Annotated in this window: 24 protein-coding genes; 20 read left to right on the forward strand and 4 right to left on the reverse strand. The window is 71.6% G+C overall.

Going from position 1 to position 26,279, the window contains the following annotated elements; genetic code table 11:
- Positions 1–86: 86 nt before the first annotated feature.
- From DFR74_RS17705 to DFR74_RS17760, 12 genes are all read left to right on the forward strand, one after another.
- Complete coding sequence (locus DFR74_RS17705) at positions 87–1,136, forward strand: amino acid ABC transporter permease (RefSeq protein WP_084537867.1); 1,050 nt, start codon at positions 87–89, stop codon at positions 1,134–1,136.
- Positions 1,133–1,897, forward strand: coding sequence for an amino acid ABC transporter ATP-binding protein (locus DFR74_RS17710; RefSeq protein WP_067511082.1), 765 nt, complete (start codon positions 1,133–1,135; stop codon positions 1,895–1,897). Before DFR74_RS17705 ends, DFR74_RS17710 begins: the two co-directional genes overlap by 4 nt.
- A 29-nt stretch (positions 1,898–1,926) precedes the next feature.
- Positions 1,927–2,880, forward strand: a complete 954-nt coding sequence (locus tag DFR74_RS17715) for an ABC transporter substrate-binding protein (RefSeq protein WP_067511083.1) — start codon at positions 1,927–1,929, stop codon at positions 2,878–2,880.
- Between the two features lie 4 nt (positions 2,881–2,884).
- Positions 2,885–3,463 carry a GNAT family N-acetyltransferase gene (locus DFR74_RS17720; RefSeq protein ID WP_084537868.1) on the forward strand — a complete coding sequence of 193 codons (579 nt, stop codon included), beginning with the start codon at positions 2,885–2,887 and terminating at the stop codon, positions 3,461–3,463.
- Positions 3,460–5,082, forward strand: coding sequence for an ABC transporter substrate-binding protein (locus DFR74_RS17725; RefSeq protein ID WP_067511084.1), 1,623 nt, complete (start codon positions 3,460–3,462; stop codon positions 5,080–5,082). Before DFR74_RS17720 ends, DFR74_RS17725 begins: the two co-directional genes overlap by 4 nt.
- 3 nt (positions 5,083–5,085) lie before the next feature.
- Entirely contained in the window at positions 5,086–6,084 is a 999-nt protein-coding gene (locus DFR74_RS17730; protein ID WP_067511085.1) for an ABC transporter permease, read from the forward strand.
- Positions 6,085–6,192: 108 nt separating this feature from the next.
- Positions 6,193–6,990 (forward strand): ABC transporter permease, encoded by a 798-nt coding sequence (locus DFR74_RS17735; RefSeq protein WP_084537882.1) that lies wholly within the window; start codon positions 6,193–6,195, stop codon positions 6,988–6,990.
- 407 nt (positions 6,991–7,397) lie between these two features.
- Positions 7,398–8,987, forward strand: a complete 1,590-nt coding sequence (locus DFR74_RS17740; protein WP_067511139.1) for a dipeptide ABC transporter ATP-binding protein — start codon at positions 7,398–7,400, stop codon at positions 8,985–8,987.
- 29 nt (positions 8,988–9,016) lie between these two features.
- A complete protein-coding gene (locus DFR74_RS17745) occupies positions 9,017–10,162 on the forward strand; it encodes an LLM class flavin-dependent oxidoreductase (RefSeq protein ID WP_067511087.1) in 1,146 nt (381 codons plus the stop codon).
- Positions 10,159–11,532: an NtaA/DmoA family FMN-dependent monooxygenase gene (locus DFR74_RS17750; protein WP_067511088.1), complete on the forward strand. Its 1,374-nt coding sequence runs from the start codon at positions 10,159–10,161 to the stop codon at positions 11,530–11,532. The genes DFR74_RS17745 and DFR74_RS17750 overlap by 4 nt, the downstream gene beginning before the upstream one ends.
- Complete coding sequence (locus DFR74_RS17755) at positions 11,529–12,347, forward strand: DUF1684 domain-containing protein (protein ID WP_067511089.1); 819 nt, start codon at positions 11,529–11,531, stop codon at positions 12,345–12,347. Before DFR74_RS17750 ends, DFR74_RS17755 begins: the two co-directional genes overlap by 4 nt.
- A 2-nt stretch (positions 12,348–12,349) precedes the next feature.
- Complete coding sequence (locus DFR74_RS17760) at positions 12,350–13,504, forward strand: LLM class flavin-dependent oxidoreductase (protein ID WP_067511090.1); 1,155 nt, start codon at positions 12,350–12,352, stop codon at positions 13,502–13,504.
- A 488-nt stretch (positions 13,505–13,992) separates the two neighbouring features.
- Here the strand turns inward: DFR74_RS17760 and DFR74_RS17765 are convergent, their stop codons facing one another.
- Positions 13,993–14,328 (reverse strand): histone-like nucleoid-structuring protein Lsr2, encoded by a 336-nt coding sequence (locus tag DFR74_RS17765; RefSeq protein ID WP_067511091.1) that lies wholly within the window; start codon positions 14,326–14,328, stop codon positions 13,993–13,995.
- Between the two features lie 171 nt (positions 14,329–14,499).
- Here DFR74_RS17765 and cutA point away from each other — a divergent pair, with 171 nt between their 5' ends.
- Positions 14,500–14,829, forward strand: coding sequence for a divalent-cation tolerance protein CutA (cutA, locus tag DFR74_RS17770; protein ID WP_067511092.1), 330 nt, complete (start codon positions 14,500–14,502; stop codon positions 14,827–14,829).
- A 43-nt stretch (positions 14,830–14,872) separates the two neighbouring features.
- Here the strand turns inward: cutA and DFR74_RS17775 are convergent, their stop codons facing one another.
- On the reverse strand, positions 14,873–15,874 hold the full coding sequence (locus DFR74_RS17775) for a methylenetetrahydrofolate reductase (RefSeq protein WP_084537869.1): 1,002 nt from the start codon (positions 15,872–15,874) through the stop codon (positions 14,873–14,875).
- A gap of 200 nt (positions 15,875–16,074) precedes the next feature.
- Here DFR74_RS17775 and DFR74_RS17780 point away from each other — a divergent pair, with 200 nt between their 5' ends.
- Both DFR74_RS17780 and DFR74_RS35440 read left to right on the forward strand, forming a co-directional pair.
- On the forward strand, positions 16,075–17,229 hold the full coding sequence (locus DFR74_RS17780; protein ID WP_067511140.1) for a polyprenyl synthetase family protein: 1,155 nt from the start codon (positions 16,075–16,077) through the stop codon (positions 17,227–17,229).
- Complete coding sequence (locus DFR74_RS35440; RefSeq protein WP_147265847.1) at positions 17,226–17,426, forward strand: hypothetical protein; 201 nt, start codon at positions 17,226–17,228, stop codon at positions 17,424–17,426. Before DFR74_RS17780 ends, DFR74_RS35440 begins: the two co-directional genes overlap by 4 nt.
- Before the next feature lie 121 nt (positions 17,427–17,547).
- On the opposite strand, the gene DFR74_RS17785 is transcribed toward DFR74_RS35440, so the two are convergent.
- Positions 17,548–18,381, reverse strand: a complete 834-nt coding sequence (locus DFR74_RS17785) for an SDR family oxidoreductase (protein WP_067511094.1) — start codon at positions 18,379–18,381, stop codon at positions 17,548–17,550.
- 123 nt (positions 18,382–18,504) lie between these two features.
- On the opposite strand from DFR74_RS17785, the gene DFR74_RS17790 reads away from it, so the two are divergent.
- From DFR74_RS17790 to DFR74_RS17805, 4 genes are all read left to right on the forward strand, one after another.
- Positions 18,505–18,990 (forward strand): MarR family winged helix-turn-helix transcriptional regulator, encoded by a 486-nt coding sequence (locus DFR74_RS17790; protein WP_067511095.1) that lies wholly within the window; start codon positions 18,505–18,507, stop codon positions 18,988–18,990.
- Between the two features lie 43 nt (positions 18,991–19,033).
- Complete coding sequence (gene crtI / locus DFR74_RS17795) at positions 19,034–20,617, forward strand: phytoene desaturase family protein (protein ID WP_067511096.1); 1,584 nt, start codon at positions 19,034–19,036, stop codon at positions 20,615–20,617.
- Between the two features lie 192 nt (positions 20,618–20,809).
- Complete coding sequence (locus DFR74_RS17800) at positions 20,810–22,405, forward strand: alpha-(1->6)-mannopyranosyltransferase A (protein WP_228791606.1); 1,596 nt, start codon at positions 20,810–20,812, stop codon at positions 22,403–22,405.
- Positions 22,402–23,502: a phytoene/squalene synthase family protein gene (locus DFR74_RS17805; protein WP_084537870.1), complete on the forward strand. Its 1,101-nt coding sequence runs from the start codon at positions 22,402–22,404 to the stop codon at positions 23,500–23,502. The genes DFR74_RS17800 and DFR74_RS17805 overlap by 4 nt, the downstream gene beginning before the upstream one ends.
- Positions 23,503–23,672: 170 nt before the next feature.
- Here DFR74_RS17805 and DFR74_RS17810 read toward each other — a convergent pair whose 3' ends face one another.
- Positions 23,673–24,041: an Rv2175c family DNA-binding protein gene (locus DFR74_RS17810; RefSeq protein WP_067511141.1), complete on the reverse strand. Its 369-nt coding sequence runs from the start codon at positions 24,039–24,041 to the stop codon at positions 23,673–23,675.
- A gap of 167 nt (positions 24,042–24,208) precedes the next feature.
- On the opposite strand from DFR74_RS17810, the gene pknB reads away from it, so the two are divergent.
- Positions 24,209–26,170 carry a Stk1 family PASTA domain-containing Ser/Thr kinase gene (pknB, locus tag DFR74_RS17815; protein ID WP_198161790.1) on the forward strand — a complete coding sequence of 654 codons (1,962 nt, stop codon included), beginning with the start codon at positions 24,209–24,211 and terminating at the stop codon, positions 26,168–26,170.
- The last annotated feature ends 109 nt before the right edge of the window (positions 26,171–26,279 follow it).

The raw sequence follows: 26,279 nt of genomic DNA on the forward strand, positions 1-26,279 counted from the left end.
GACCACAGCGACCGACCGCACCAGACCCGCCCCGCGGGTGGCGACGGATCCCACCGCCGCCGTCTGAGTTCTCCGAAGGATTTCCCATGAGTGCGCCTCCCGCACCCGAAGCCCCCCTCCACGATGATCGCGCCGACCCCGCACCGCCCGCCGCCGAGCAGGCGGCCGACGGCGACGCGCCCCATACCGGCGTCGCGACCCGCGACGCCGTCACCCGCGCCGACACCGCCCCGACGGTCGCCCGCACGCGGCATCCGTGGCGGTGGGTGATCAGTGTCATAGCGCTGATCCTGCTCGCCCAGTTCCTGCACGGCCTGGTCACCAATCCCGGCTGGGACTGGCCGACGTTCGCCGCCTACTTCACCGCCGAGTCGATCTTCGCCGCGCTGCGCGTGACGCTGGAGCTCACGCTGTGGGGCACGGTGCTCGGCTTCTTCATCGGCACCCTGCTCGCGATCGCGCGGCTGTCGAACAACCCGGTGCTGAGCACCATCGCCTGGTCCTATATCTGGGCGTTCCGCTCGATCCCGCTCATCGTGCAGTTGCTGTTCTGGTTCAATATCGCCTACCTGTATCAGACGCTCTCGCTGGGCATTCCGTTCGGACCGGCGTTCCTCACCTTCGAGGTCAACGGCGTGATCAGCGGTTTCACCGCCGCCGTGATCGGTCTGGCGCTGCATCAGGCGGCGTATTCGGCCGAGATCATCCGCGCCGGGCTCATCTCGGTGGACCCGGGACAGCTGGAAGCGTCGGCGGCGCTGGGCATTCCGCGGTGGCGCCAGTTCCGCACCATCGTGCTGCCGCAGGCGATGCGCTCGATCCTGCCCAACGCCACGAACGAGGTGATCAGCCTGTTCAAGGGCACCTCGATCGTGTCGGTGATGGCGATCGCCGAGCTGTTCTACCAGGTGCAGGTGATCTACGGCCGCAACGGCCGGGTGGTGCCGCTGCTGATGGTGGCCACGTTCTGGTACATCGTGCTCACCACGATCCTCACCGTGGCGCAGTTCTACATCGAGCGCCACTACGCGAAGGGCGCGCACCGCACGCCGCCGCCCACGCCCTTGCAGAAGTTCCGGTGGCGGCTGCGTGAACTCGCCGCCGCCGCGAACGCGCCGCGGGGAGCCACCCGATGAGCGCCGCCGTGGAAGTGCGCGGCGTGCGCAAGTCGTACGGGCGCACCGAGATCCTGCACGGCATCGATCTCACCGTGCGGTCGGGCGAAGTGGTCGCGGTGATCGGCCCGTCGGGCTCGGGCAAGTCGACCCTGCTGCGGGTGCTCAACCACCTGGAACCGGTGGACGCGGGCACCGTGCACATCGACGGCGAGCTGATCGGATATCGCCTGCGCCGCAATAACACCCTGTATCCGCTGCCGGATCGCGAAGTGCGCAAACAGCGTTCGCGCATCGGGTTCGTGTTCCAGCAGTTCAATCTGTTCCCGCATCTCACCGTGCTCGACAACGTCACCATCGCCCCGCTCACCGCGCAGCGCCGTCCGCGCGCCGAAGTGGAGCGCGAGGCGCGCACCCTGCTGGACCGGGTGGGCATCGGCGAACTCGCCGGCGCGTATCCGCGCCGGTTGTCGGGCGGACAGCAGCAACGCGTCGCGATCGCACGGGCACTCGCGTTGCGGCCCAGGGTGATCCTGTTCGACGAGCCGACCTCGGCGCTGGACCCCGAACTCGTCGGCGAGGTGCTCGACGTGATCCGCGGCCTGGCCGACGACGGCACCGCCCTGGTGATCGTCACCCACGAGATCGGTTTCGCCCGCGAGATCGCCGACACCGTGGTCTTCCTCGACGGCGGCGTGATCGTCGAACAGGGCCCGCCCGCCGAGGTGCTCGGCGACCCGAAACATCCCCGCACCCGAGCCTTTCTCTCCCGCGTTCACTGAGCTCCGCTCCCCGTACGAACAGGTCATCGATGAAGTTCACCGCCCTCGCCGGAATCGTCGCCGCGACAGCGCTGCTGCTGTCGGGTTGCACGAATCCGAGCGAAGACAGCCAGGTTTCGCCCGACGGCACCGTCGCGTTCGATCTCTCCCCCGAGCAGGCCGGGCGCGTGCGCGCCGGCAAGGTCGACGAGATCGCCGCCCAAGTGCCGCAGGCGATCCGCGATCGCGGCACCCTGATCGTCACCGGCTCCGCGGGCACCGCGCCGCCGCTGCGCTTCTACGCCACCGACGACCGCACCGTGGTCGGCTCCGAGGTCGATTTCGCCTCGCTCGTCGCCGATATCCTGGGGCTGCGCCTCGAGGTGGCGGTGGCGGACTGGTCGAACAACTTCGTGCGCGTGGACTCCGGTGAGGTGGACGCGTTCGTCTCCAACGTGACCGTCACCGAGGAGCGCAAGGAGAAGTACGACTTCGCCACCTACCGCAAGGACGACGTCGCGCTGGAGGTGCCGAACCAGAGCGATCTGGACTACCAGGACCGGACCAGCCTGGCGGGCAAGCGGATCGCCGTCGGCAGCGGCACCAATCAGGAACAGCTGCTGGTCGAGTGGGACGAGCAGAACCAGGCCGAGGGACTGCCCGCCATCGACATCGCCTACTTCGAGAAGGCCTCCGATGTGTACCTGGCGCTGGCCTCGCAGCGCATCGACGGCTACATCGGGCCCAACCCGTCGGCCGTCTATCACGTGGCCACGGCCGGGCAGACCAAGATCGTGGCCACCTTCTCCGGCGCGGGCGAAGACCTCCAGGGCGAGATCGGCGTGCTCACCAAGAAGGACAACGGCCTGATCGGCCCGGTGCACAAGGCGCTTCAGCACGCCATCGACTCCGGGCTCTACCAGCAGGTCATCGACCGGTGGGGCCTGCAGACCGAGGTCGTGGACCAGACGCGGATCAATCCGCCCGGACTGCCGAAGAAGTAGCGCGATGACACGAGGTCTGGTCACCACACGGCGATCGCACTGGGTCGCCCAGGATCATCCGCTGGCCGCGCCGCTGCTGGCGGAGCTGGCCATCGAGTACAGCACCCGCTACGAGCGCTCCCCCGGCGCGATGCACGCCTCGCTGGTGGAGTACCCGGCCGAGCGGTTCGCGCCGCCGCACGGCGGGCTGCTGGTGATCACGGTCGACTCGGAACCGGTGGCGGGCGGCGCCTTCCAGCGCTACGACCACGACACCGCCGAGCTGAAGCGGATCTGGACCGCGCGCGAACACCGCAGGCGGGGCCTCGGGCGGCACGTGCTGGACGAGCTGGAAACCGAGATCGCCCGGCGCGGCTACCGCCGGATCTACCTCACCACCGGTCCGCGCCAGCCCGAAGCGGTCGGCCTGTACCTGGCCGCGGGCTACACCGCGCTCTACGACCCGGACCTGCCCGCCGAGGAGATCGGCCCGCACCCGTTCGAAAAGCCGCTGCCGACCGCGCCCGAGTCGCGCTGCCCCCGCCCGAGTCGTCCCCTGGACGGTGAACGCGCCGTCCGCGAAACCATTGGAGTTGCACAGTGATCCGACCTCGCCACCGTCTAGTCGCGCTGGCCGCGACGTTCGCCGCGGTCACCGCGGTGGCCGCCTGCGGTAGCGACTCGTCCGCGCCGGGCGGCGGTGACGCGGGCCCGCCGCAGCCGGGCGGCACCCTGCGCTACGGACTGTCGCAGGCGCCGACCTGCTCGGACCCGGCGCAGTCGGGCACCAACCAGACCCTGTACGTGACCAGGCAGATCGTGGACTCGCTCACCGATCAGGACCCCGAGACCGGCGAGATCGTACCGTGGCTGGCGCGCAGCTGGGAGGTGTCGCCGGACGCGAAGGTGTTCACCTTCCGTCTGGCCGAGGGCGTCACATTCAGCGACGGCACCCCGGTGACGGCCGACTCGGTGCGCAACACCTTCGATTCGATCATCCGGCTGGGCGGGGCCGAAGCGCCCTTGGCCACCAGCTATCTCACCAACTACGTGGGCACCACGGCGGTGGACCCGCTCACCGCGCGAGTGGAGTTCAGCGCGCCCAACGCGCAGTTCCTCCAGGCCTCGTCCACGCCGCAGCTCGGCATCCTCGCCGACGCGACCACCGCGAAGAACGCCGAAGAACGCTGCCTCGGCGACAATATCGGCAGCGGTCCGTTCACCTACTCGGGCTGGCGCCAGGAGCAGTCGGCGACGCTGGCCAAACGCGCCGGATACGACTGGGGCTCCGACGTTTTCGCCCACGACGGCGAGGCGTACCTGGACCGGATCGAATTCACCGTCGTCCCCGAATCCGGCGTGCGCACCGGCAGTCTCACCTCGGGCCAGCTCGACGCCGTCAGCGACGCGCTGCCCCAGGACCTGCCGCTGCTGGAGGCGGCCGGCGCGAGCCTGCTGACCACCGTGAACCCGGGAGTGCCGTTCGGCCTGCAACCCAACGTGACTCGCGGCCCGCTGCGCGATCCGGCGGTGCGCCAGGCGCTGCTGCCCGCGCTCAACCGCCAGGAGCTGGTGGACACGGTGCTCGGCCCGCAGTTCAACGCGGCCACCGGCCCGCTGGCCAGCACCACGCCCGGCTACTCGGACCTCTCGGCGCGCACCGGCTACGACCCCGACAAGGCGCGCACGATCCTCGACGACGCGGGCTGGGTGCCCGGCGGCGACGGCATCCGCGAAAAGGACGGCCAGCGCCTGGAATTCGGCGTGCTCTACAGCGGGGCGTTCGCGGGCAACCAGGCGATCCTCGAACTGGTGCAGCAGCAGTTGCGCCAGGTCGGCGTCGCGCTGCGGCTGGACCTGGTCGCCGGCGCCGAGGCGACGGCTCGCCAGAACGCCAAGGACTACGACACCATCTACTACAACGTCACCCGGGCCGACGGTGACATCCTGCGCACCCAGTTCAGCGTCGACGCGCGCAACCTCAATGTGCGCGAACGTATCCCGGCGCTGGACGATCTGCTGATCCAGCAGCTGGCCACCGGTGACGCCGGCGAGCGGGCCGAGCTGGTGCGCGCCGCGCAGGAACGCATCCTCGACGAGGGACTGTGGGTGCCGACCATCGAGCTCTCCCAGGCGATCGGTGTCGCGCCGAACACCAGGGACGTGACGTTCGAGGCGTCGGCCCGGTTGCAGTTCTTCGACACCTGGCTGAGCGGGCGCTGAGCCGTGGCGCGCTATCTGGCCCTGCGGGTCTTCCAAGCGATCTGGGTGCTGTGGGCGGCGTTCACGGCCTCGTTCATCGTGCTGTACCTGCTGCCCGCCGACCCGGTGTCGCTCGCCGCCGAGGGCGGCGGCGGGGCGGGCACCCCCGTGGACCAGGCGGCGATCGCCGAACTCCAGGCCCGCTACGGGCTGGACCGCCCGCTGTGGGAGCAGTACCTCACCGCGCTCGGCAACGCGGTGCGCGGCGACTTCGGGCTGTCCATCGCGACCGGGCAGCCCGTCACTGACGCCATCGGCGAGGCGTTGCCCTCGACGCTCGGACTCACGGCGCTGGCGCTGCTGTTCGCCGTCGCCGGGGGCGTCGCGCTGGCGCTCGCCGCCACCTACACCCGGGTGCCCTGGCTGAAGACCCTGCTGACCTCGTTGCCGCCCTTGGGCGTTTCGGTGCCGACCTTCTGGACCGGCCTGATCCTGTTGCAGCTGTTCTCGTTCCACTGGCAGCTGGCGCCCGCGTTCGGCGGGCAGGGGTTGCGCGGCACCGTGCTGCCCGCGGTGACGCTGGCGCTGCCGATCGGCGCGGTGATCGCGCAGGTGCTGGTGGCGGGACTGGAATCGACGTGGCGGCAACCGTTCGCGGAAGTCGCGCTGGCCAAGGGCGCGTCGCGCTGGTGGGTGCTGCGCAGGCACGTCGCGCGGCCCGCCGCGATTCCCGCGCTCACCATCGCCGGCGTGCTCACCGGCAACCTGCTGGCCGGGTCGGTGGTGGTGGAGGCGGTGTTCGCCCGCGCGGGCGTGGGCAGGCTCACCCAGACCGCCGTGCTGGCCCAGGACATTCCGGTGGTGCAGGGCATCGTGCTGCTCAGCGCGCTGATCTTCGTCACGGTGAACCTCGCGGTGGACCTGCTGTACCCGCTGCTGGACCCGCGCATCGCCGGGACCGGCGGCCGGGCGGTCACCGCGGAGGCCGAGGACCTCGCGGAGGAGGTGGTCGTCCGTGCGTGAACGACGTCCGGTGCACACGGTGATCGAGGAGGGCCCGTGGTCGAGGTAGCCGAACACACCGCGGTGGCGGTCGCGCGCACGCCGGAATCCGTTCCGCGCCTGCGGTTCCTGCGCGCGAACGCCGGTCTGATCCTGGCGGCGGCGGTGGTGCTGCTCGCCCTGGGCTGGGCGCTGGTGCCCTCGGTGTTCGCCTCCGGCGACCCGCTGACCGGCGTGCCCGCCGAGAAGTTCCAATCGCCCAGCGCCCAGCACTGGTTCGGCACCGACAATCTGGGCCGCGACCTCTACACCCGCGTGGTGCACGCGGCCGGGTTGTCGCTCACCGCGACCGTGTCGGCGGTGGCGATCGCGCTCGTCGCGGGGTCGCTGCTCGGGCTGGTGGCCGGTGCGGCGGGCGGCATCGTGGACGCGGTGACCATGCGCGTGGTGGACGTGCTGCTGTCCATCCCGGCGCTGCTGCTCTCGCTGGCGCTGGTGACCGTGCTCGGCTTCGGCACCCGCAATGTGGCGATCGCCGTGGGTGTTTCGCTCATCGCCAACTTCGCGCGGGTGATGCGCTCGGAAGTGCTGCGGGTGCGCCAGTCCGTGTTCGTGGAGGCCGCGCACGCGTCGGGGGTGCGCTGGTACACGGTGCTGTTGCGCCACGTGCTGCCGAATTCCTTCCAGCCCGTGGTGGCGCTGGCCGCCGTCGAGTTCGGCATGGCGGTGCTGGCCGTCTCGGCGCTGAGCTTCCTCGGGTACGGCGCCAAACCGCCCACCCCCGAATGGGGTTCGCTGCTGTCGGAGGGACGCAATTTCATCGCGACCGCCTGGTGGATGACCACCCTGCCCGGCCTGGTCATCGTCGCCGTCGTGCTCGCCGCCCAGTACCTCGGCCGCGCCGCCCAAAGGAGCAACCACCCGTGAGCACCACGCGATCCGAAACACGCGCCGCTGTCCGCGAATCGGCCGGCGGGGAGGAAGGTCAGCAGGCCGGCCGGGAATCCGGGCCCGTGGCGCCCGCGACATCGACGGTGGGAGAGCGGAAACCGAGCGCGGAAGCGAATGCCGATCGGTCGACCGGCGAGGTGTCCGATGACCGGTCATCCGCCGGATCGACCGAGACGCGACCGGCCTCGCGCGCGGCGGGAACGCCCGCGACCAACGGTGCGGGCCCCGCGAGCGCGACGGTGACGCGGGAGCAGGCCGCCGACGTCGACGCCCGAACTCCCGGCGAGGGCGAGACCGGCCGGAACGGCACACCGGATTCGGCACCGGCGTCCGGGCGCGGCGCGGATCGCGACGATCCCGGCGCCGACGGTGGCCGCGACGAGTTGCTGCGCGTCGAGGATCTGCGCGTCGAGTACAAGTCCGGGTCCGGCCCGGTGGTGGCGCTCGACGGCGCCACGGTGCGGGTGGCGCGCGGTGAGGTGGTGGCGCTGGTCGGTGAATCCGGTTCGGGGAAGTCGACTTTGGCGCACGCCGTGATCGGGCTGCTGGGCGGCAGCGGGCAGGTCACCGGTGGCGTGGTGACGTTCGACGGCGAACGGGTGCGGACCGAGTCGGAGAAGGCGCTGCGCAAACTGCGCGGTGCGCGCATCGGATTCGTGCCGCAGGACCCCGGCTTGTCGCTGAATCCCGTACGGCGCGTGGGCGATCAGGTGGCCGAGGCGCTGCTCGTACACCGACGCGCCGACCGGCGGGGCGCGCGGCTGAAGGCCGTCGACCTGCTCACCGAGGTCGGCCTCGACCGGCCCGAGATGCGCGCCGAGCAGTATCCGCACGAACTGTCCGGCGGCCAGCGCCAGCGGGTGCTCATCGCCATCGCGCTGGCCTGCGGCCCGGACCTGATCATCGCCGACGAGCCGACCAGCGCGCTCGACGCCACGGTGGCGCGCCGCGTGCTGGACCGGCTCGCCGAGCGCACCGCCGCGCGCGGCACCGCCGTCCTGCTCATCACCCACGACCTGGCCATGTCCGCCGAGCGCGCCGACCGGCTCGTGGTGCTCAACGGGGGCCGCGTGGTGGAATCCGGGCCCGCCGCGGACATTCTCGCCGCGCCCGAGCACCCGTACACGAAGCGGCTGCTCGCCTCCGCGCCGAGCCTGGTCCCCACCCCGTTCCGCACGCCGCGCCCCGACGCGGGCGAGCCCCTGCTGGAACTGCGCGACGTGCACAAGCGCTTCGCCGCCCGTTCCGGCGAGGACATCACCGCCGTCGACGGCGTCGGCTTCACCCTGCGGCGCGGCGAAACCCTGGCGCTGGTGGGCGAATCCGGCTCCGGCAAGTCCACCACGGCGCGGATCGCGTTGCGGCTCACCGACCCCGATCGCGGCCATGTGAGCTTCGACGGCGAGGACATCACCGCCGCCCGACGCGGCCGGCTGCGGGCGCTGCGCCGCCGATTCCAGGTGGTGTACCAGAATCCGTACTCCTCGCTGGACCCGCGCTGGCGGGTGGGCTCGATCATCGAGGAACCGTTGCGCGCCTACGGGATCGGCGACCGGGCCGAGCGCAAGGAGCGGGTGCGCGAACTGCTGAACCAGGTCGCCCTGCCCGAGTCCTACGCCGACCGCAGGCCCGCCGAACTCTCCGGCGGCCAGCGCCAGCGCATCGCCATCGCCAGGGCCCTGGCCCTGCGGCCGGACCTGCTGGTCCTCGACGAGCCGGTCTCGGCGCTGGACGCGTCGGTGCAGGCGCAGATCCTCGAACTGCTCGACGGCCTGCAAGCCGATCTGGCGCTGAGCTACCTGTTCATCTCCCACGACCTGGCCGTGGTGCGCCGCATCAGCGACCACGTGGCCGTGCTGCGGCGCGGCCGCATCGTCGAAACCGGCCGCACCGCCGAGATCTTCGAGCACCCGCGCCACGACTACACCAAGGAACTGCTGGCGGCGATCCCCGTCCCGAGAAAGGCCGCCTGATGACCCCCCACACCGAAAGGCCCGCGCTGATGCCGGATCCCGACTTCCTCCTCGCCGTGGAACCGGTGGGCACCGGCGCCCACCCAGCCTCCTGGCGGCGCGCGGACTCCCGCGCCGAAGACCTGTTCACCGCGGGCTACTGGGTGGACGTCCTGGTGGCGGCCGAACGCGCCGGCCTCGACGCGGTGTTCCTGCCCGACTCGTTCGCGCTGCAACCCGGCGGCGTGGCCACCGAGAAGGGCAGGCTCGACGCCGTCGCGCTCGCGGCCCGCGCCGCCGCCGCGACCCACCGCATCGGCCTGCTGCCGCAGGCGGCGGTCACGCACACCGAACCGTTCCACCTGTCCAAGGCCGTCGCGAGCCTGGACTTCGCGACGCTCGGCCGCGCCGGCTGGGAGGTGACGGTGTCGGAAGGGCTGGAGCAGGCGAAGGCGTTCGGGCGCAAGGGCGTCCAGTCCGACGCGGAGCTGTGGCACGAAGCGGACGAGGCGATCGAAGTGGTCGGCCGGCTGTGGGATTCGTGGGAGGACGACGCCGAGATCCGCGACGTGGCGACCGGCCGGTTCATCGACCGCGACAAGCTGCACTACATCGAGTTCGCCGGGGACAACTTCGCGGTGAAGGGCCCGTCGATCACGCCGCGCTCCCCGCAGGGGCAGCCGATCGTCGCGATCCGCGCCGACGAGGGCGCGAGCATCCCCGTCGCGGTGCGCCGCGCCGACCTGATCCGTATCGCCCCACCGGATCTCGACGCCGCCCACGCCCGCCGCACCGCGCTGCGCGGGGCGCTGCACGGCGCCGACCGAGATCCCGACGCGGTGCGGGTGCTGCTCGATCTCGACATCCACCTCGCCGAGACCGAGGATCTCGCGCACACCGAACTGGCCCAGCTCGACGCCTGGGCCCCGCACTCCGCACCGGTCCGCCTGCGCCACATCGGCACTCGCGACTCGCTGCGCGCACTGCTCGATTCCGTGCGCGCGTCCGGCGCGGCCGACGGCGTGGTCCTGCGCCCGCTGGCCGTCCCGGCCGCGCTGCGTCAGCTGGGCGAGGCACCTCTGAGCCACGCGGGCGAGACCGACCTCGCCCCCGGACCACGCACGCTGCGCGACCGTCTCGGGCTGCCACGTCCCGTGAGCCGCTACGCCACTCTCCAGGAAGGGGTTTCGTCATGAGTCCCGCGAAGCCACGCAAGACGGTGCATCTGGCCGCGCACTTCCCCGGCGTGAACAACACGACGGTGTGGGCCGATCCGCGCTCGGGCAGCCAGGTCGAGTTCGCGTCCTTCGAGCACCTGGCCCGCACCGCCGAGCGCGGGCTGTTCGACTTCTTCTTCCTCGCCGAGGGATTGCGCCTGCGCGAGCACCGCGACCGCATCCACGACCTGGACGTCGTCGGGCGGCCCGACACCTTCACCGTGCTGAACGCGCTGGCCGGTGTCACCGAGAAGCTGGGCTTGGCGGGCACCATCAACTCCACCTACAACGAACCGTTCGAGCTGGCCAAGCAGTTCGCCACGCTGGACCACCTCTCCGGCGGGCGCGCCGCCTGGAACGTCGTCACCTCCTCCGACGCGTTCACCGGCGAGAACTTCCGGCGCGGCGGCTATCTCGACCACGCCGACCGGTACCGGCGCGCCGCCGAGGTCGTCGACGTGACGCGCGCGCTGTGGGACAGCTGGTCGGCGGATTCGCTGGTGGTGGACCGCGAGGACGGAGTGTTCTCCCGCGAGGTCCCCGAAACCCGCCACAAGGGACAGCAATTCGATATCGCCGCCCGGTTCGTGCTCCCGGCGAGTCCGCAGGGCCACCCGGTCCTGTTGCAGGCGGGCGACTCCGACGACGGGCGCGAGTTCGGCGCCGCCACCGCCGACGCCATCTTCACCGGGCACGGCACCCTGGAGGCGGGGCAGGCGTTCTACGCCGACATCAAGGGCCGCCTCGCGAAATACGGTCGCGCGCACGAGGATCTGAAGATCCTGCCCGCCGCGACGTTCGTGCTCGGCGACACCGATGCCGAGGCGCACGAGCGCGCCCGGCACATCCGCCTCCAGCAGGTCGGGCCGCAGACCGCGATCGCGTTCCTCGAACAGGTCTGGGGCCGTGACCTTTCCGAGTACGACCCGGACGGCCCGCTGCCCGACGTGGAACCCTCCGGCGATGTGAACATCACGCGCGGACGGGTGCGCCACGCCAAGGACCCGCGCGCCGTCGCCGACGCCTGGCGGGCCAAGGCCGAGGCCGAGAACCTCAGCATCCGCGAACTGATCATCGAAGTGACGGCGCGCCAGCAGTTCATCGGCACGCCCGCCGCGGTCGCCGCGCAGATCGACGAGTACGTGCAGAACGACGCCGCCGACGGCTTCATTCTCGTGCCGCACCTCACCCCGGGCGGGCTCGACGACTTCGTCGACCGCGTCGTCCCGGAACTCCAGGAGCGTGGCAGCTTCCGCACCGAGTACACCGGCACCACCCTGCGCGACCACCTCGGCCTGCGCCATCCGCAGCACCGCACCACCGTTCACGAAGGAGCCAGAGCGTCATGACCGCCACCACCGCAACCAGTTTCGACACCGAGTGGGCCGCCTGGCGCGCCGCGCGCGAGGACCAGCTGCGCGACCCCCTCGGCTTCCTCAGCCTGACCTCGCTGCACTGGCTGACCGACCAGCCCGAGCGCCTGCCCGGCGTGCCGGGCACCTGGTGGGTGACCGATCAGAAGGTGTTCATCACCGCCCAGCCCGCCGACCGGCTGGTGTTCGAGGGCTCCGACATCGCGGGCGTGCAGATCCTGCACCCGGTCGAGGGCGCGCCGGGCCTACGGGTCCAGCAGGAGAGCCGGGTGCTGGAGGTGATCCGCCGCACCGGGCGCCACGCCGTGCGCGTGCACGACCCCGCCGCGCCCACGCTGGCCGCGTTCGGCGGCATCCCCGCCTACGCGCCCGACCAGCGCTGGGTGATCACCGGCCGCTACGAGGCGTTCGACGAGCCTCGGGATGTCGTCACCGGCGCGGTGGTGGACGGGCTGGAGCATCACCACACCGCCACGGGCACCATCGAATTCACCGTCGGCGCGGTCACCGAGCGGGTGATCGTGTTCGCGGCGGGCGAGCAGCTGCGCTTCCTGTTCACCGACGCCACCGCGGGCGTCACCACCTACCCGGGGGTGCGGGCGCTGACCGTCGGCGCGCCCGACGCCGACGGGACCGTCGTGCTCGACTTCAACCGCGCGGTGAACCTGCCGTGCGCCTTCACCGACTTCGCGACCTGCCCGATCGCGCCCGCCGAGAACCGGCTGCGGGTGGCGATCGAAGCGGGCGAACAGGATCCGCGCCCCGGCGCCCGCACACAGGAAGGGCGGTAGTCGTGCCGATTCCGCTATCGATCCTCGATCTCGCGCCGATCAGCGCGGGGTCGACGGCTCAGCAGGCGTTGCGCAACACCATCGATCTGGCCCGGCACGCGGAAAGCTGGGGCTACCACCGGTATTGGCTGGCCGAACATCACTTCGTCAAGGTGGCCAGCTCCAGTTCCATCACGCTGATCGGGCTGGTGGCGGCCAACACCTCCCGCATCCGGGTGGGCTCGGCCGCCGTGCAGGTGGGGCATCACACGTCGGCGTCGATCGTGGAGGCGTTCGGCACCATCGACGCGCTGTATCCGGGACGGCTCGATCTGGGGATCGGGCGGTCCGGGCACCGACGCACCCAGTTCGGTTCGGAACCGGTGCGGCCCAAGGGTTCCGAGCCTGTCGTCGCCTCGGCGACCGGGCGCACCGAGATCCGCGACGGCGTGGTGGTGCCGCCGCCGTTCGATCCCGGGCGCATCGTGGACCGCACGCGGTTCGTCGCCTCGCTGCACGCCTTGCAGCAGGAGGGCGCACTGCCGCTGGAGTTCCCCGATCAGGTGGACGAGATCCGCGAACTGCTCGCCGGGACGTATTCGACGCCCGACGGTGTTGCCCTGCAAGCGGTTCCGGGGCAGGGCGCGGACGTGGACCTGTGGGTGTTCGGCAGTTCCGCCGGGGAGAGCGCGGAAGTGGCCGGGCGACTGGGGCTTCCGTTCGCGGCGGCGTATCACACCGCGCCCGGCACGGCGCTGGACGCGCTGGACGCCTACCGCGCGGCGTTCCGTCCGTCCGAGCGGCTGGCGGAGCCGTACGTGGTGGTGTCAGCGGATGTCGTGGTGGCCGAGACGGATTCGCGGGCGGAATACCTCGCGTCGACCTACGGGCACTGGGTGTACAGCATCCGCAGCGGCGCCGGCGCGGCGGAGTTCCAGGCGCCGGATCAGGTGCAGCCCCTCACCCCCGACCAGCGCCGCCTGGTCGAGGACCGCCTCACCACCCAGTTCGTCGGCTCCCCCGCCACCGTCGCCGAACGCCTCTCGGCCCTGCGCCGCGTCACCGGAGCCGACGAACTCCTGGTCACCAGCGTGACCCACGACCACGCCGACCGCCTCGAATCCCACCGCCTGCTCGCCGAACACTGGGGCCTGCGCTCGGCCGAACGAGCCGCCTGAGGGGCCGGCGCGGACGCGAGGACTCAACTCGGTACGGCCGTCGCGTCGTGCCTCGGCAGGACCGTCACGCCGGTCCGATGCGGGTCGCCGGCGAACCGGTCCGGCTCACCCGAGGACCGACGGCGACACCGTGGTCGAGCCGGACCGGTTCCGGCTCGACCACCGCACCGATATTGATTCATCCGACGGCGCGCGTCCGGCCCGATCCAGCGCCGGACGTCGCATTGCGGAGCGGTGGGCCGGAAATCGTCCGGCACCGGAGCATTCGCCGCGCAGCCCGCGGCCGCTATTCCCCGATACCCGGCGGCACAACTGCGCGAAACATCCCACCTCGCCCGTGCATTCTCTTGTGCTCCCAGAACACGGGGTGCGGCGGCGACTCGACACGACCCGGGGCGGGTCCACCTCTTTACGGGATTCCCCGGAAACGCGAAACCGCCCCGAGACGCGGTGCGATCGGGGCGGTTTCCTCGCGATATGGCGAATTGCTATTTCGCCACGGCCTCTTTGTAGGCCTCGACGACTTCGGCGGCGATGCGGCCGCGGGTGGAGACCTCGATGCCGTTCTTGCGGGCCCAATCCCGGATGGCCTGGGTCTGTTCCCGATCCGACGCCGAACGGGACTGCGCCTTGCCGCGCGGGGCGCGACCGACCTTGCGGGCGTAGGGCGTCCACTGCTCGAACAGTCCGCGCAGTTCTCCCGCGTTGGCCGTCGACAGATCCATTTCGTAGCTCACCCCGTCGAGGGCGAACGAGACGGTTTCCTCGGCCTGGGACTTGCCGTCGAAGTCATCGACCAGTGTCACGATGACCTTGCGCGCCATAGACAGTTCCTCCGTAGGTGAGACGAATAAACAGGAAATTCGACCAGCGAGGCCCCATCGTAACCAGACGAGATCACGACCGAGCCACGGCCGCCACCGAATTGGCGCACGGGCCATTGCGCGCCGGGGGAACCGACGGGGATTTTCCGGCGGCGAGGCAGACTGGGGAGCATGGCCGACGACGACATCGTGGATATCTCCCTCAGCGCCGACGACCCGCAGTGGCTGGCCGGATTCACCAGAACGCTGGTCGAGGAGGGATTGGTCGCCTGCGGGAACATCGTGCCCGGGGTGCGCTCGATCTATCGGTGGGAGGGGCGGCTGTACGACGACGAACAGGCGGTGGTCGTGCTGCACACGCGGGCGAGCCTGGTGGCGGAGGTGATCGCGCGGGCCGACGCCGACCACCCCGACGAGACACCGCAGGTGCTGGCGGTGCCCGTGGTCGGCGCGCATCCGGGTTACCGGCAGTGGGTGCTGGACTCGACGAAGTCCCCGTGAACGCCGAACCGCCCTGATGCGGCCGGAGCGGTTCGGTGGTGGATCAGGCGCTGACCGGGGCGGCGCGCACGCCGTAGCCGAGGTTGGTGAGCACCTCGCTGGTGGCCTTCGCGAAATTCAGCGTGATGAAGTGCAGGCAGGGCGCGCCCTCCTCGATGAGCCGCTCGGCCATCTCGGTGGCGATCTCGATGCCCGCCGCGCGCACCGCGGCACGATTCTCCTCGGGACCGTCGCCCGCCGCGCGCCGCAGCCGCTCCAGCACGGCGGACGGCAGCGGACGCCCGCACAGCTCCTCCGCGCGCGCCACCGTGCGCAGCGAGGTGATCGGCATCAGCTCGGGGATGATCGGCTTGGCGCCCTCGACCGGGTCGAACGCCGCCACCCGGTCGCGCAACCGCAGGTAGTGCTCCACGTCGAAGAACATCTGCGTGATCGAATACTCCGCGCCCGCACGCAGTTTCGCGGTCAGGTAGGCGGTGTCGGTGTCCAGGTCGGGCGAGCGGTGATGGCCCTGCGGGAACGAGGCCACACCCACGTGGAAATCGCCCAGGTCCCGCACGATGCGCACCAGTTCCTCGGCGTACTCCACGCCCTGCGGATGCCGGTGCCACTCGCCGAGCGGATCGCCGGGCGGGTCACCGCGCAGCACCAGGATGTTGCGGATCCCGGAATCGGCGTACGCGCCGACCAGCGAGCGCAGCTCGGCCACGCTGTGCCCGACGGCGGTGAGGTGCGCGACCGGCAGCAGGGTGGTCTCCCGCGCCAGCTGACCCGTCACCCGCACGGTGCGGTCCTTGGTGGAGCCGCCCGCGCCGTAGGTCATCGACACGAACGCGGGATGCATGCGCTCGAACTCGCGGACGGCGCGCCACAGCCGCGCCTCCCCCGCCTCGTCGCGGGGCGGGTTGAACTCCACGGAGAACGGCACCGCCCGGCCCGCATGGACCCGCAAGCTCTGTACGACCGAAGGTGTTCCAGAGACGTTCGGTGGCGTCGGGGTCGGGCGCCCTGGGGCGGAGCGTCCCCGTACGGAATCGAAAGTCACCGATTCAGTGTAGTGGGCGGCCCGGAGGGCCCGGTCCGCTCGCCCGCCCGGATGCGGAGGTTGGCCGCCGGGCCGTTTCCGGCGGCGCGTATTCTTCGTTACGGCAGCACCATCGCCGCGACGGACCCGCGGCGCCGCCTCCGCTCGCCGCACAACACATCGCCGCGCCCGCCCGGCACGGCCCACAGACCCCCGTGACCCTGGAGGTTCCTCTGTCCGCCGGACCCGGTACCCCGACACGAACCCCGGCGTCGGCCGACGCACCGCCGTGGCCGCCGGTTCCCGGCACGCCCGGTTTCGCGACCGCCGTCGAGGGGGCGCTCACGGAGTTCTTCACCGCCGTCCGGCCCTCGGTCGCCCAGCTCGGTCCGGTGTTCGCCGAACCCGCCGACGCGCTGGAGACGTTCGTGCTGCGCGGCGGCAAGCGGACCAGGCCCGCGTTCGCGTGGACCGGCTGGCTGGGCGCGGGCGGCGACCCGGACGCCGCCGAGGCGGGCGCGGTGCTCACCGCCTGCGCGGCACTCGAACTGGTGCAGGCCTGCGCGCTGGTGCACGACGACATCATCGATTCCTCGCGCACCCGGCGCCGCTTCCCCACCGTGCACGTCGATTTCGAGGAGCGCCACCGCGCGCGCGGCTGGGCGGGCGACTCCGCCCACTTCGGCACCAGCGTCGCGATCCTGCTCGGCGATCTGGCCCTGGCCTGGGCCGACGACATGGTGCACGCCGCGGGCCTCGACCCCGCCGCGCTCGGCCGCTTCGCCCCGGTGTGGGCGCTGATGCGCACCGAGGTGCTGGGCGGGCAGCTGCTCGACATCAGCGGCGAGGCGGGCGGCGACGAGTCCGTCGAGGCCGCGCTGCGCATCAACCGGTACAAGACCGCCGCCTACACCGTCGAACGCCCACTGCACCTGGGCGCCGCGCTCGCCGACGCGGACGAGGGCCTGATCGCGGCGTATCGCACCTTCGGCACCGACATCGGGATCGCCTTCCAGCTGCGTGACGATCTGCTGGGCGTGTTCGGCGATCCCGCGGTCACCGGCAAACCGTCCGGTGACGATCTGCGTGAGGGCAAGCGCACCGTGCTGGTGGCGGAGGCGCTGCGCCGGGCCGACGCGACCGATCCCGCCGCCGCGCGCCTGCTGCGCGACAGCGTCGGCACCGACCTGACCGACGAGGACGTCACGCGCCTGCGCGGCGTGCTCACCGAACTCGGCGCCGTGGGCGCGGTGGAGCGGCGCATCGCCGACCTCACCGAGCGCGCGCTCGCCGCCATGGATTCCAGCTCGGCCACCCCCGCCGCCAAGCAGCAGCTGCGCGGTATGGCTCTGGCCGCAACCAGGAGGACCGCATGAAAGCCGTTGTGGGACCAGCCGATCGCGTGATCGCCGTCGGCGCAGGACCGGCCCCGCGCAGCACATCCCGTCGACGCGGTAAATCCGCGCCGATCACCGAGCGCCGCATCATCATGGGTGCGGCGCTACCCACGCGGCGCGGGGTGCGGGTCCCCCGCTCCTGCTCCGCGCCGCGCGATCCGGAATCGCAGGACTGATCCCCGCCGGGACCGGCCGCGCGTCCACGCGCGGCCGTCCCTCTACCGACCGGCAGGTTCGCACTGAGGCCTGCGGTCTCGCCCGGCGCACGAATCGCGCGCCCTCGACCTCGGCCGGCGCTCAGGCCGGCGGGTCGACGAAGATGTCGTAGCCCAGATTCTCCGTCGGCCCGTACGCCGACAGGTCGGTGATGCCGTGGGCGGCGAGCACCTCGACATCGATGTGGCACTGACCGGTGGTGGTACCGGCTGGCCGCGACAGCAGCAGCACCGCCGCGTCGGCCACGATCTCGGGGCGGCGCGCGGTCGCGACGGCCTCGTCCCCGCCCAGCAGGTTCTGCACCGCGGCGGTCGCGATCAGCGTCTCCGGCCACAGGCAGTCCGCGGCGATGCCCTCCTCGGCGAACTCGGCCGCGACGCCCAGCGTCAGCAACGTCATGCCGTACTTGGCCAGCGTGTAGGCGGGGTGCGCGCCGAGCCACTGCGGCGAAAGGTTCAGCGGCGGGGAGAGCGAGAGCACCCGCGGATTCGGCGATTTCCGCAGGTAGGGCACGGCGGTGCGGGTCAGCAGGAAGGTGCCGCGCAGCTGGATCTGCTGCATCAGGTCGAATTTCTTCACGGCCAGCGTCTCGCTGCCGCCCAGGTCGATGGCGCTGGCGTTGTTCACCACGATGTCGATGCCGCCGAAGCGCTCGACGCCGCGCTCCACGGCGGTGCGCACGCTCTCCTCGTCGCGCACGTCGCCCACCACGGCCAGCGCCGACCCGCCCGCGGCCTCGATCTCCGCCGCGGCGGTGTGCACGGTGCCCGGCAATTTCGGGTGCGGCGCACCGGTTTTCGCGAGCAGGACCACGTTCGCGCCGTGTCGCGCGGCCGCCACCGCGATGGACAGACCGATCCCGCGACTGCCGCCCGACATGAGGATCGTGCGCCCGGCCAATTCCGAAGTGCTCACCCGACTCCGCCTTCCGTTGATTCAATCAATTATTTGTACTACTACTGTTTTGTAGAGACAACGATTTTGTCAAGTGCGCGGCGGGTTCGGCATGATGACCCGGACAACGGAGGTGACCGCTCGATGCCCGACGACCCGGTGCTCGTCCCTGGAACCACGGGCGGGCGCACCGTCTGCCTGCTGCTCAAGCTGGGACAGGTGGCGTTCCGCATCACCGAGGACCGGCTGCTCGCGCTCGGCCTGCGCATCCGCCACTACAGCGTGCTGCAGGCGCTGGCCGATCTGGGCGGCACGCCGCAGGCCGAGCTGGGCACCTACCTGCGCATCGACTCGGCCACCATGGTCGCCACCATCGACGATCTGGAGAAGCTCGGCTACGCCGCCCGCAGACGCGACCCCACCGACCGCAGGCGCTATATCGTCGAGGTGACCGAGGCGGGCACGGCGGCGCTCGGCACCATCGACGAGGCGCTGGCGAAGGCGCAGCAGGACGTGCTCGGCGAGCTGTCCGACGCCCGGACGGGCGAACTGCACGACGCGCTGCGCACGCTCAACGCGTCGACGGGGCTGGCGGCCCGGTACGACGCGGTGCGCGGCAAGCAGAGCTGATGGGAGCGCGGGCGAACCGGCCGCGCACGGCGAGGAGAGTGCGATGAAAACCGTTGCGGGACCGACGGATCGGGTGGTCGTCATCGGTGCCGGGCTGTCGGGGCTGGCCGCCGCGCTGTACCTGCGCGGCGCGGGACGCGAGGTCACCCTCGTGGAGCGCGCGGATCATCCGGGCGGCCGGGTCGGTGTGTATCGCGGGCCGGACTACGAGATCGACAACGGCGCAACGGTTCTCACACTGCCCGAACTGATCACCGACGCGCTCGCTGCCGTCGGCCGCACCCCGGAATCGCTGGCGAATCCGCTGCGGATCATCCAGCTCGCCCCCAGCTACCACGCGCGCTTCGCCGACGGCTCCGACATCCGCGTCTTCGCCGACCCCGACGCGATGGCCGAGGAGGTCACCCGCACCTGCGGTCCCGAGGAGGCGGCCCGCTACCGGCGGCTGCGGGACTGGCTGGCGCGGATCTACCGGGCCGAGTTCGGCGAGTTCATGGACACCAACTTCGACTCGCCGCTGGACATGGTGCGCCACCCCGCCAAACGCGCCGCGCTGCGGGACCTGGTGCGCCTGGGCGGATTCGGCAGGCTCGGCCCGCGCGTGGAACGGTTCCTGACCGACCGGCGGCTCTCGCGGCTGTTCACCTTCCAGGCGCTGTACGCGGGGGTCGCGCCCGCCGACGCGCTGGCCGTCTACGGGGCGATCCCGCACATGGACACCTCACTGGGCGTGTACTTCCCCGAGGGCGGCATGCGCGCCGTCGCCGCCGCGATGGCCGAGGCGTTCACCGGCGCGGGCGGCGAACTGCTGCTGAACACCGAGGTCGTCGGCATCGAATACCAGGACCGGCGGGCCCGGCGGGTGCGCACGGCCGGTGGCGCGGCCCTCGCGTGCGACGCCGTGGTGCTCACCGCCGACCTCGGCTCGATCGAGCGCTTCGGCGGCCGGAACCGGCGCGGACTGCGGGCCGCACCCTCGGCGGTGGTGGCGCACGGCACCGTCCCCGCCGAGGTGGCCGCCGCCTGGCCCGTGCAGGCGCACCACACCATCGACTTCGGCGCGGCCTGGGCGTCCACGTTCGCCGAGATCGCCGCCCGTCCGCGTCGCGGCGGCCGGACCACGGCACACGGCAGGCTCATGAGCGACCCCTCGCTGCTGCTGACGCGGCCCGCGCTGACCGACCCCGGCCTGTTCATCGACCGCGCCGACGGCCGCCACGAACCGTTCTCGCTGCTGGCGCCGTGCCCGAATCTCGCGTCCGCGCCGCTGGATTGGGAGCCGCTGGCCCGGCCGTACCTGCGCGAACTGCTCGCGGTGCTGGAGGCGCGCGGCTACACCGGCATCGCGCGGCACTTCACCGTCGACCATCTCGACACCCCCGCCACCTGGCGCGCGCGGGGCATGATCGCGGGCACCCCGTTCTCGCTCGCCCATCTCTTCCGCCAGACCGGCCCGTTCCGCCCGCGAAATCTTCCCGGTTTCAGCGACAACGTGGTTATCGCAGGTTGCGGCACCACGCCCGGCGTCGGAGTGCCGACCGCCCTGCTGTCGGGGAAACTGGCGGCAAACCGTGTCACGGGGGTTGACAGCCGCGCTCGACGTGAACCGCCCGTACCAGCGGGCTAGTGTTCCGGAAGACCCATTAAACTGATCGCCGACCCATTCACTCGCGGTTGCGACCGCCGACCTTGCCGGGGGGACCGACACGACATGCATCCCCCCGAGACGAGCGCCGCAGTCACCCCGGCCCACAGCACCGCGCACGGTACCCGCCGCCCGGACGACCTCCGGTCCACCGGTGAGGGTCTGCTCACCCGGATGCAGCCGTACGCCGACTTCGCGCGCAGCCCCGAAGGCCACGCCGCGCTGCTCGGCTTCCTCGGCGCGCTGATGATCACCGTCGGCGGGCTCGGCGCGGGCAGCGTGCGCAAGCGCGATCCGCTGCTCGAGGCGCTGAACCTCTCCTGGCTGCGGTTCGGGCACGGCTACGCGCTGTCGACCATCGTGATCTGGATCGGCGTGCTGCTGATGATCACCGCGTGGGTCCGGCTCGGGCGCACCACGCTGGGACTCGGCAACCGGGCGGGCGCCGACGTCACGCCCAACGAACTGCGCGCGATCGTGGGCATCTGGGTCTTCCCGCTGCTGTTCGCGGTCCCGATGTTCAGCCGCGACGTGTACTCCTACCTGGCCCAAGGCGCGCTGCTGCGCGACGGCTTCGACCCCTACGTGGTGGGCCCGGTCGCCAATCCCGGTGTGCTGCTGGACAACGTGAGCCCGGTGTGGACCACCACCACCGCGCCCTACGGTCCGGCCTTCCTGCTGCTCGGCCGCGCCATCACCGAGATCACCGGCGACAACGTGGTGGCGGGCACCATCGCCATGCGCCTGGTGATGCTGCCCGGCCTGGCGCTCATGCTGTGGGCCGTGCCGTACCTGACCAAGCACCTGGGCGGCAAGCCCACCGTGGCGCTGTGGCTGGCGGTGCTGAACCCGCTGGTGCTGATCCACCTCATCGGCGGCGTGCACAACGAACTGCTGATGGTCGGCCTGATGTGCGCGGGCATCGCGCTGGTGCTGGAGCGTCACCACGTCGCGGGCATCGTGGTGGTGGCGATCGGCGTGGCCATCAAGGCGACGGCGGGGATCGCGCTGCCGTTCCTGGTGTGGATCTGGATGCTGCACGAGCGCGAACGCCGCGCCGCCCAGCGCGCGGCGGTGGACCCCGAGGCCACGGCCGAACCAGGACAGCCCGACGCCGCCAAGGCGGGGCCGGACATGCCGCACCCGGCGGCCACGTTCGCCAAGATCGCGGGCCTGGGCCTGAGCGTGTTCGCCGCGGTGTTCGTGGCGGCCTCGGCGCTGGCGGGCGTCGGCATCGGCTGGCTGACCGCGCTGTCGGGCTCCAAGAAGATCATCAACTGGCTGTCGCTGCCGACGATCATGGCGCACGCCACCACGTGGATCACCCCGCTGCGCCAGGATCCCGTCCTGGACGTGACGCGGGCGCTGTGCGCGCTGGCGCTGGTGGTGGTGCTGGTGTGGACGTGGTGGCGCTTCCGGCACAGCGAGCGCGAGGCGGTGCTCGGCATCATCATCGCGTTCGTCGCGATCATCATCCTGTCCCCCGCCGCGCTGCCCTGGTACTACTCGTGGCCGCTGGCGCTGGCCGCCGGGTTCGCGCTGTCCACGACGACGCTGATGGTGCTGGTCGGGTTGTGTACCTGGCTGATGCTGGTGTTCCAGCCCGACGGCTCGATCGGGCTGTACAACTTCTGGCACGTGGCGGCGGCGACGTTCGCCGCGGTGGTGGCGGCGCTGTCGCTGCGCAAGGTGGACCCGCTGCGGCTGCGGGCCACCCAGCCCGCCGAGGCCCCACCCTCGGCGCAACCGGCCCAGCCCGCGAGCCCGTGAGCACCGGCGCGGACCTGGCCCCGGCCTACCGCACCTGCCGCGCGATCGCCGCCGCCCACGGGCGCACCTACTTCCTGGCCACCCGCCTGCTCACCGCCGAACGCAGGCCGGCCGTGCACGCGCTGTACGCGTTCGCGCGTGTCGTGGACGACATCGTGGACGGGCCGAGCGGCGGTTCGCCGGGACTCGTCCCCGAGGTGAGCGATCCGTCGGACGACATGGGTGGCACCGACGGCCCGCCGCACGACCATCGCCCGCCGAGCGGACCCCGAACGCCGACGGCCAACGGTGCGCCCGGACGGCCGGAGCGCTCTGCCTCCGACGTAACCCGCTGGGCCGCACAACCTCCCACACCCGCCGACGAGCTCGACCACCTCGAGGTGCGCCTGCGGGCCGTGCTCGACGGCAACCCGGGCGCACTGGACGGCCTCCCCGCCCACCGGGCCCACGTGCTGGCCGCCACCGGGGACACCATCCGGCGCTACGACATCGACCACGCCCACTTCTGGACGTTCCTGGACTCCATGCGGATGGATGTGCCGGGCACGCCGCTGTTCCGCGACCGCTACGCCGATATGGGCGAACTGCGCGAGTACATGCGCGGATCGGCAGCCGCCATCGGCCTGCAAGTCCTGCCGATCCTGGGGACCGTCACCCCGCGCGCCGAGGCCGAACCGGCCGCCGCCGCCCTGGGCGAGGCGTTCCAGCTCACCAATTTCCTGCGCGACGTCGCCGAGGATCTGGACCGGGGCCGGATCTACCTGCCCGCCGACGAACTGGCAGCCTTCGGCGTGGACGCCGACCTGCTGGCCCGCTGCCGCCGCACGGGACGGACCGACCCCCGCGTGCGGCGCGCGCTGGCCCACCTCATCGCCGTCAACCGCGACCTGTACCGCCTTGCCGACCCCGGCATCGACCTGCTGACCCCGCGCGTGCGCCCGGCCATCCGCGCCGCGAGCACGCTCTACGCGGCCATCCTGACCCGCATCGAGGAGTCCGGCTACGCCGTCTTCCAGGCGCGCGCGGTGGTCCCCCGACGGCACAGGCTCGCCGTCGCGGGCTCGCACCTCGTCACGAGCCTGATCCGCCGGGACTGACCGGCTACCCGACCAGCGGCTCCGCGACCGCCCGCATCACCAGAAAGCGATCGGCCCGCTGGCGAGCAACAGGTAGATCCACGCCATGGAGACACCCGGAGCGTGCTCAGGCCGGGATTGCGTGACTCGATCGGAATTCCAGAGGTGGGAGCCGGCAAGTATGCCCGGTTTCAGAACGGGTCCGCGGCCGCGCGGCGGACGACCTCGCGCGCCAGCGGCCCGTGCAGCGCGTCCACCGGCTTGCCCGGCAGCGAATCGTCGTCGGTGAAGATCCACTCCAGGATCTCCTCGTCGGTGTACTTCGAGTCCCGCATGACCGTGATCAGGCCGGGCAGCGGTTTGACCACCGCGCCGGTGGAGTCGAAGAAGACCTCGGGGACGCCCGCGACGCCGTCGCGGCGCACGGCGAGAAGCTGATGGTCGCGCAACATCTGGTGAACCCTGGTGACGACGATCCCGAGCCGATCGGCCACCTCGGGCAACGACAGCAGTTTCACCGACGCCGGAAGGACATCCTCGCTGCAAGGAAAGGCACTCACGCGCACAACGGTAGACCCTGCCGCGGCACGCGTCGTGTCACACCCGGCCGAGGGCGCGGTTCGCGGCACCGGCACGGCTACGATCGTGGGTGGCCGCACGGGGCGGCCGGTCGCTGTTCGCGTACGGAGCGAGGGGTGAGCACTTTGTGAAAGCCGGAGGACATCACTTGATCGGGCAGATGTTGGAGGGGCGCTACCGGATCGACGCGCCCATTGCTCGGGGCGGGATGTCGATGGTCTTCCGTGGCGTCGACATCCGCTTGGACCGCCCGGTCGCCATCAAGGTGATGGATCCCAAGTTCGCGAGCGATCCCCAGTTCCTCTCGCGCTTCGAGTTCGAGGCCCGCGCCGTCGCCAAGCTCAAGCACCAGTCCCTGGTCGCGGTGTACGACCAGGGCGTGGACGGTGACCACCCGTTCCTCATCATGGAGCTCGTCGAGGGCGGCACGCTGCGCGAACTGCTGCGCGAACGCGGCCCGATGCCGCCACACGCGGTGTACGCGGTCGCCGAACCGGTGCTCTCGGCTATCGGGGTCGCGCACGCGGCCGGGCTGGTGCACCGCGATGTGAAGCCCGAGAACGTGCTCATCTCCGACTCCGGCGAGGTGAAGATCGCCGACTTCGGCCTGGTGCGCGCGGTCGCCGCCGCCAACACCACCTCGGCCAGCGTCATCCTCGGCACCGCCGCCTACCTCTCCCCCGAGCAGGTCACCAGCGGCACCGCCGACTCGCGCAGCGACGTGTACGCCTTCGGCGTGCTGATCTTCGAATTGCTCACCGGCCGTGTGCCGTTCACCGGCGACACCTCGCTGTCGGTGGCGTACCAGCGCATCGAGAACGACGTGCCGAGCCCCGGTCAGTTCATCGCGGGCGTGCCGCCGGAGTTCGACGCGCTGGTCGCCCGCGCCACCGCGCGCGAACCCTCGCACCGGTTCGCCGACGCCGGCGAGATGGCCGCCGAACTGCGCGCCATCGCGGGCGCGCTGAATCTGCCGCCCTACCGGGTGCCCGCGCCGAAGGATTCCGCCGAGCACCTCAGCGCGGCCTTCCGCCCGGTCGCCACGCCGCAGGCCGCGCACGCGCCGCAACCGCACACCCCGCCGCCGCGCCAGCACACGAAAGTGGTCACCGCGCCGCAGCAGCGCAGCGAGTACGGGCCGGCCGACTACCACCAACCCCCACCGCCGCCGCGCGACGTGCAACCCGTCGGGTCGCACCAGCCCGCGCCGCCGTTCGGCGCCGATCGGCAGCGCTCCCGGCGCACCACCCTGATCTGGGTGGCGATCGTCGCCGTCCTCACGCTGCTCTTCGGCATCGGCGGCTGGTGGCTGGGTGTAGGGCGCTACGAATCGGTCCCCGATATCGCCGGGCTCAACACCGAACAGGCGCTGGCCAAGCTCGAGCAGGCCGGTTTCGACACCGACACCAGGCAGAAGGCCTCCGACGTGATCCCCGTCGGCAACGTGGTCGGCAGCGACCCGCCGGCCGGGTCCAAGGTCACCAAGGGCTCGACCGTCGAGGTGCTGGTGTCCAGCGGCAAGCCGCGCGTCCCCGAGCTGCGGCCCGGCGCGGACATCGACGAGGTCAACCAGCTGATCAGGGACGCGGGCCTGCAACCGGTCGACGCGGGCGAGGTGGGCAGCACCGCCGCGGAGGGCTCCTTCGCGAAGGCCGACCCGGCGCCCGGCACCGTGCTGCCCATGGGCGCGCAGGTGAAGGTCTACCGCAGCAACGGCGCCCAGCCGGTCAAGGTGCCGGATGTGCGCGGCAAGACCGTCGAGGAGGCCACCGCGATACTCACCGCCGCCGGTATCGCCGTGAGCGGCACCAGGCCCGAATTCGACCGCGCCATCCAGACCGACCAGGTGATCGGCACCGACCCGGCCGCGGGCGTCCTGGTCGACGCGGGCAACGGGGTGACGCTCATCGTGTCCAACGCCATCCGCATCCCGAACGTGATCGGCCAGGACGTCGAGGAGGCCCGCACGGCGTTGCAGGAGCTCGGCCTGCGGGTGACGGTGAACCAGATCCTCTCCAACCCCAACGGGTCCATCATCGGCCAGAGCCCCGCCGTGGGCACCCTGGTCGAGTCCGGCAGCGTGGTGACGCTGACGGCCCTGCCGTTCTGATCGAGGTCGGCCACCCGCTGACACCCCTGGTGAGTTCGGCACTGCCGCGGCGGACCGCGCGCGGAGAGCCGATCCGAGAGGCCCCCGAACGACGCGAGCGGGGCGATCT

The organism is Nocardia puris (genome assembly GCF_003315035.1).
GTDB lineage: Bacteria > Actinomycetota > Actinomycetes > Mycobacteriales > Mycobacteriaceae > Nocardia > Nocardia puris.

Excerpts from the sequence above, each read along its gene's own strand:
- DFR74_RS17765 (WP_067511091.1), bottom strand. The coding sequence starts at position 14,328 with ATGGCGCGCAAGGTCATCGTGACACTGGTCGATGACTTCGACGGCAAG.
- DFR74_RS17705 (WP_084537867.1), top strand. The coding sequence starts at position 87 with ATGAGTGCGCCTCCCGCACCCGAAGCCCCCCTCCACGATGATCGCGCC.
- DFR74_RS17755 (WP_067511089.1), top strand. The coding sequence starts at position 11,529 with ATGACCGCCACCACCGCAACCAGTTTCGACACCGAGTGGGCCGCCTGG.
- DFR74_RS17745 (WP_067511087.1), top strand. The coding sequence starts at position 9,017 with ATGCCGGATCCCGACTTCCTCCTCGCCGTGGAACCGGTGGGCACCGGC.
- crtI (WP_067511096.1), top strand. The coding sequence starts at position 19,034 with ATGAAAACCGTTGCGGGACCGACGGATCGGGTGGTCGTCATCGGTGCC.
- DFR74_RS35440 (WP_147265847.1), top strand. The coding sequence starts at position 17,226 with ATGAAAGCCGTTGTGGGACCAGCCGATCGCGTGATCGCCGTCGGCGCA.
- DFR74_RS17710 (WP_067511082.1), top strand. The coding sequence starts at position 1,133 with ATGAGCGCCGCCGTGGAAGTGCGCGGCGTGCGCAAGTCGTACGGGCGC.
- DFR74_RS17790 (WP_067511095.1), top strand. The coding sequence starts at position 18,505 with ATGCCCGACGACCCGGTGCTCGTCCCTGGAACCACGGGCGGGCGCACC.
- DFR74_RS17715 (WP_067511083.1), top strand. The coding sequence starts at position 1,927 with ATGAAGTTCACCGCCCTCGCCGGAATCGTCGCCGCGACAGCGCTGCTG.
- cutA (WP_067511092.1), top strand. The coding sequence starts at position 14,500 with ATGGCCGACGACGACATCGTGGATATCTCCCTCAGCGCCGACGACCCG.
- DFR74_RS17750 (WP_067511088.1), top strand. The coding sequence starts at position 10,159 with ATGAGTCCCGCGAAGCCACGCAAGACGGTGCATCTGGCCGCGCACTTC.
- DFR74_RS17800 (WP_228791606.1), top strand. The coding sequence starts at position 20,810 with ATGCAGCCGTACGCCGACTTCGCGCGCAGCCCCGAAGGCCACGCCGCG.
- DFR74_RS17720 (WP_084537868.1), top strand. The coding sequence starts at position 2,885 with ATGACACGAGGTCTGGTCACCACACGGCGATCGCACTGGGTCGCCCAG.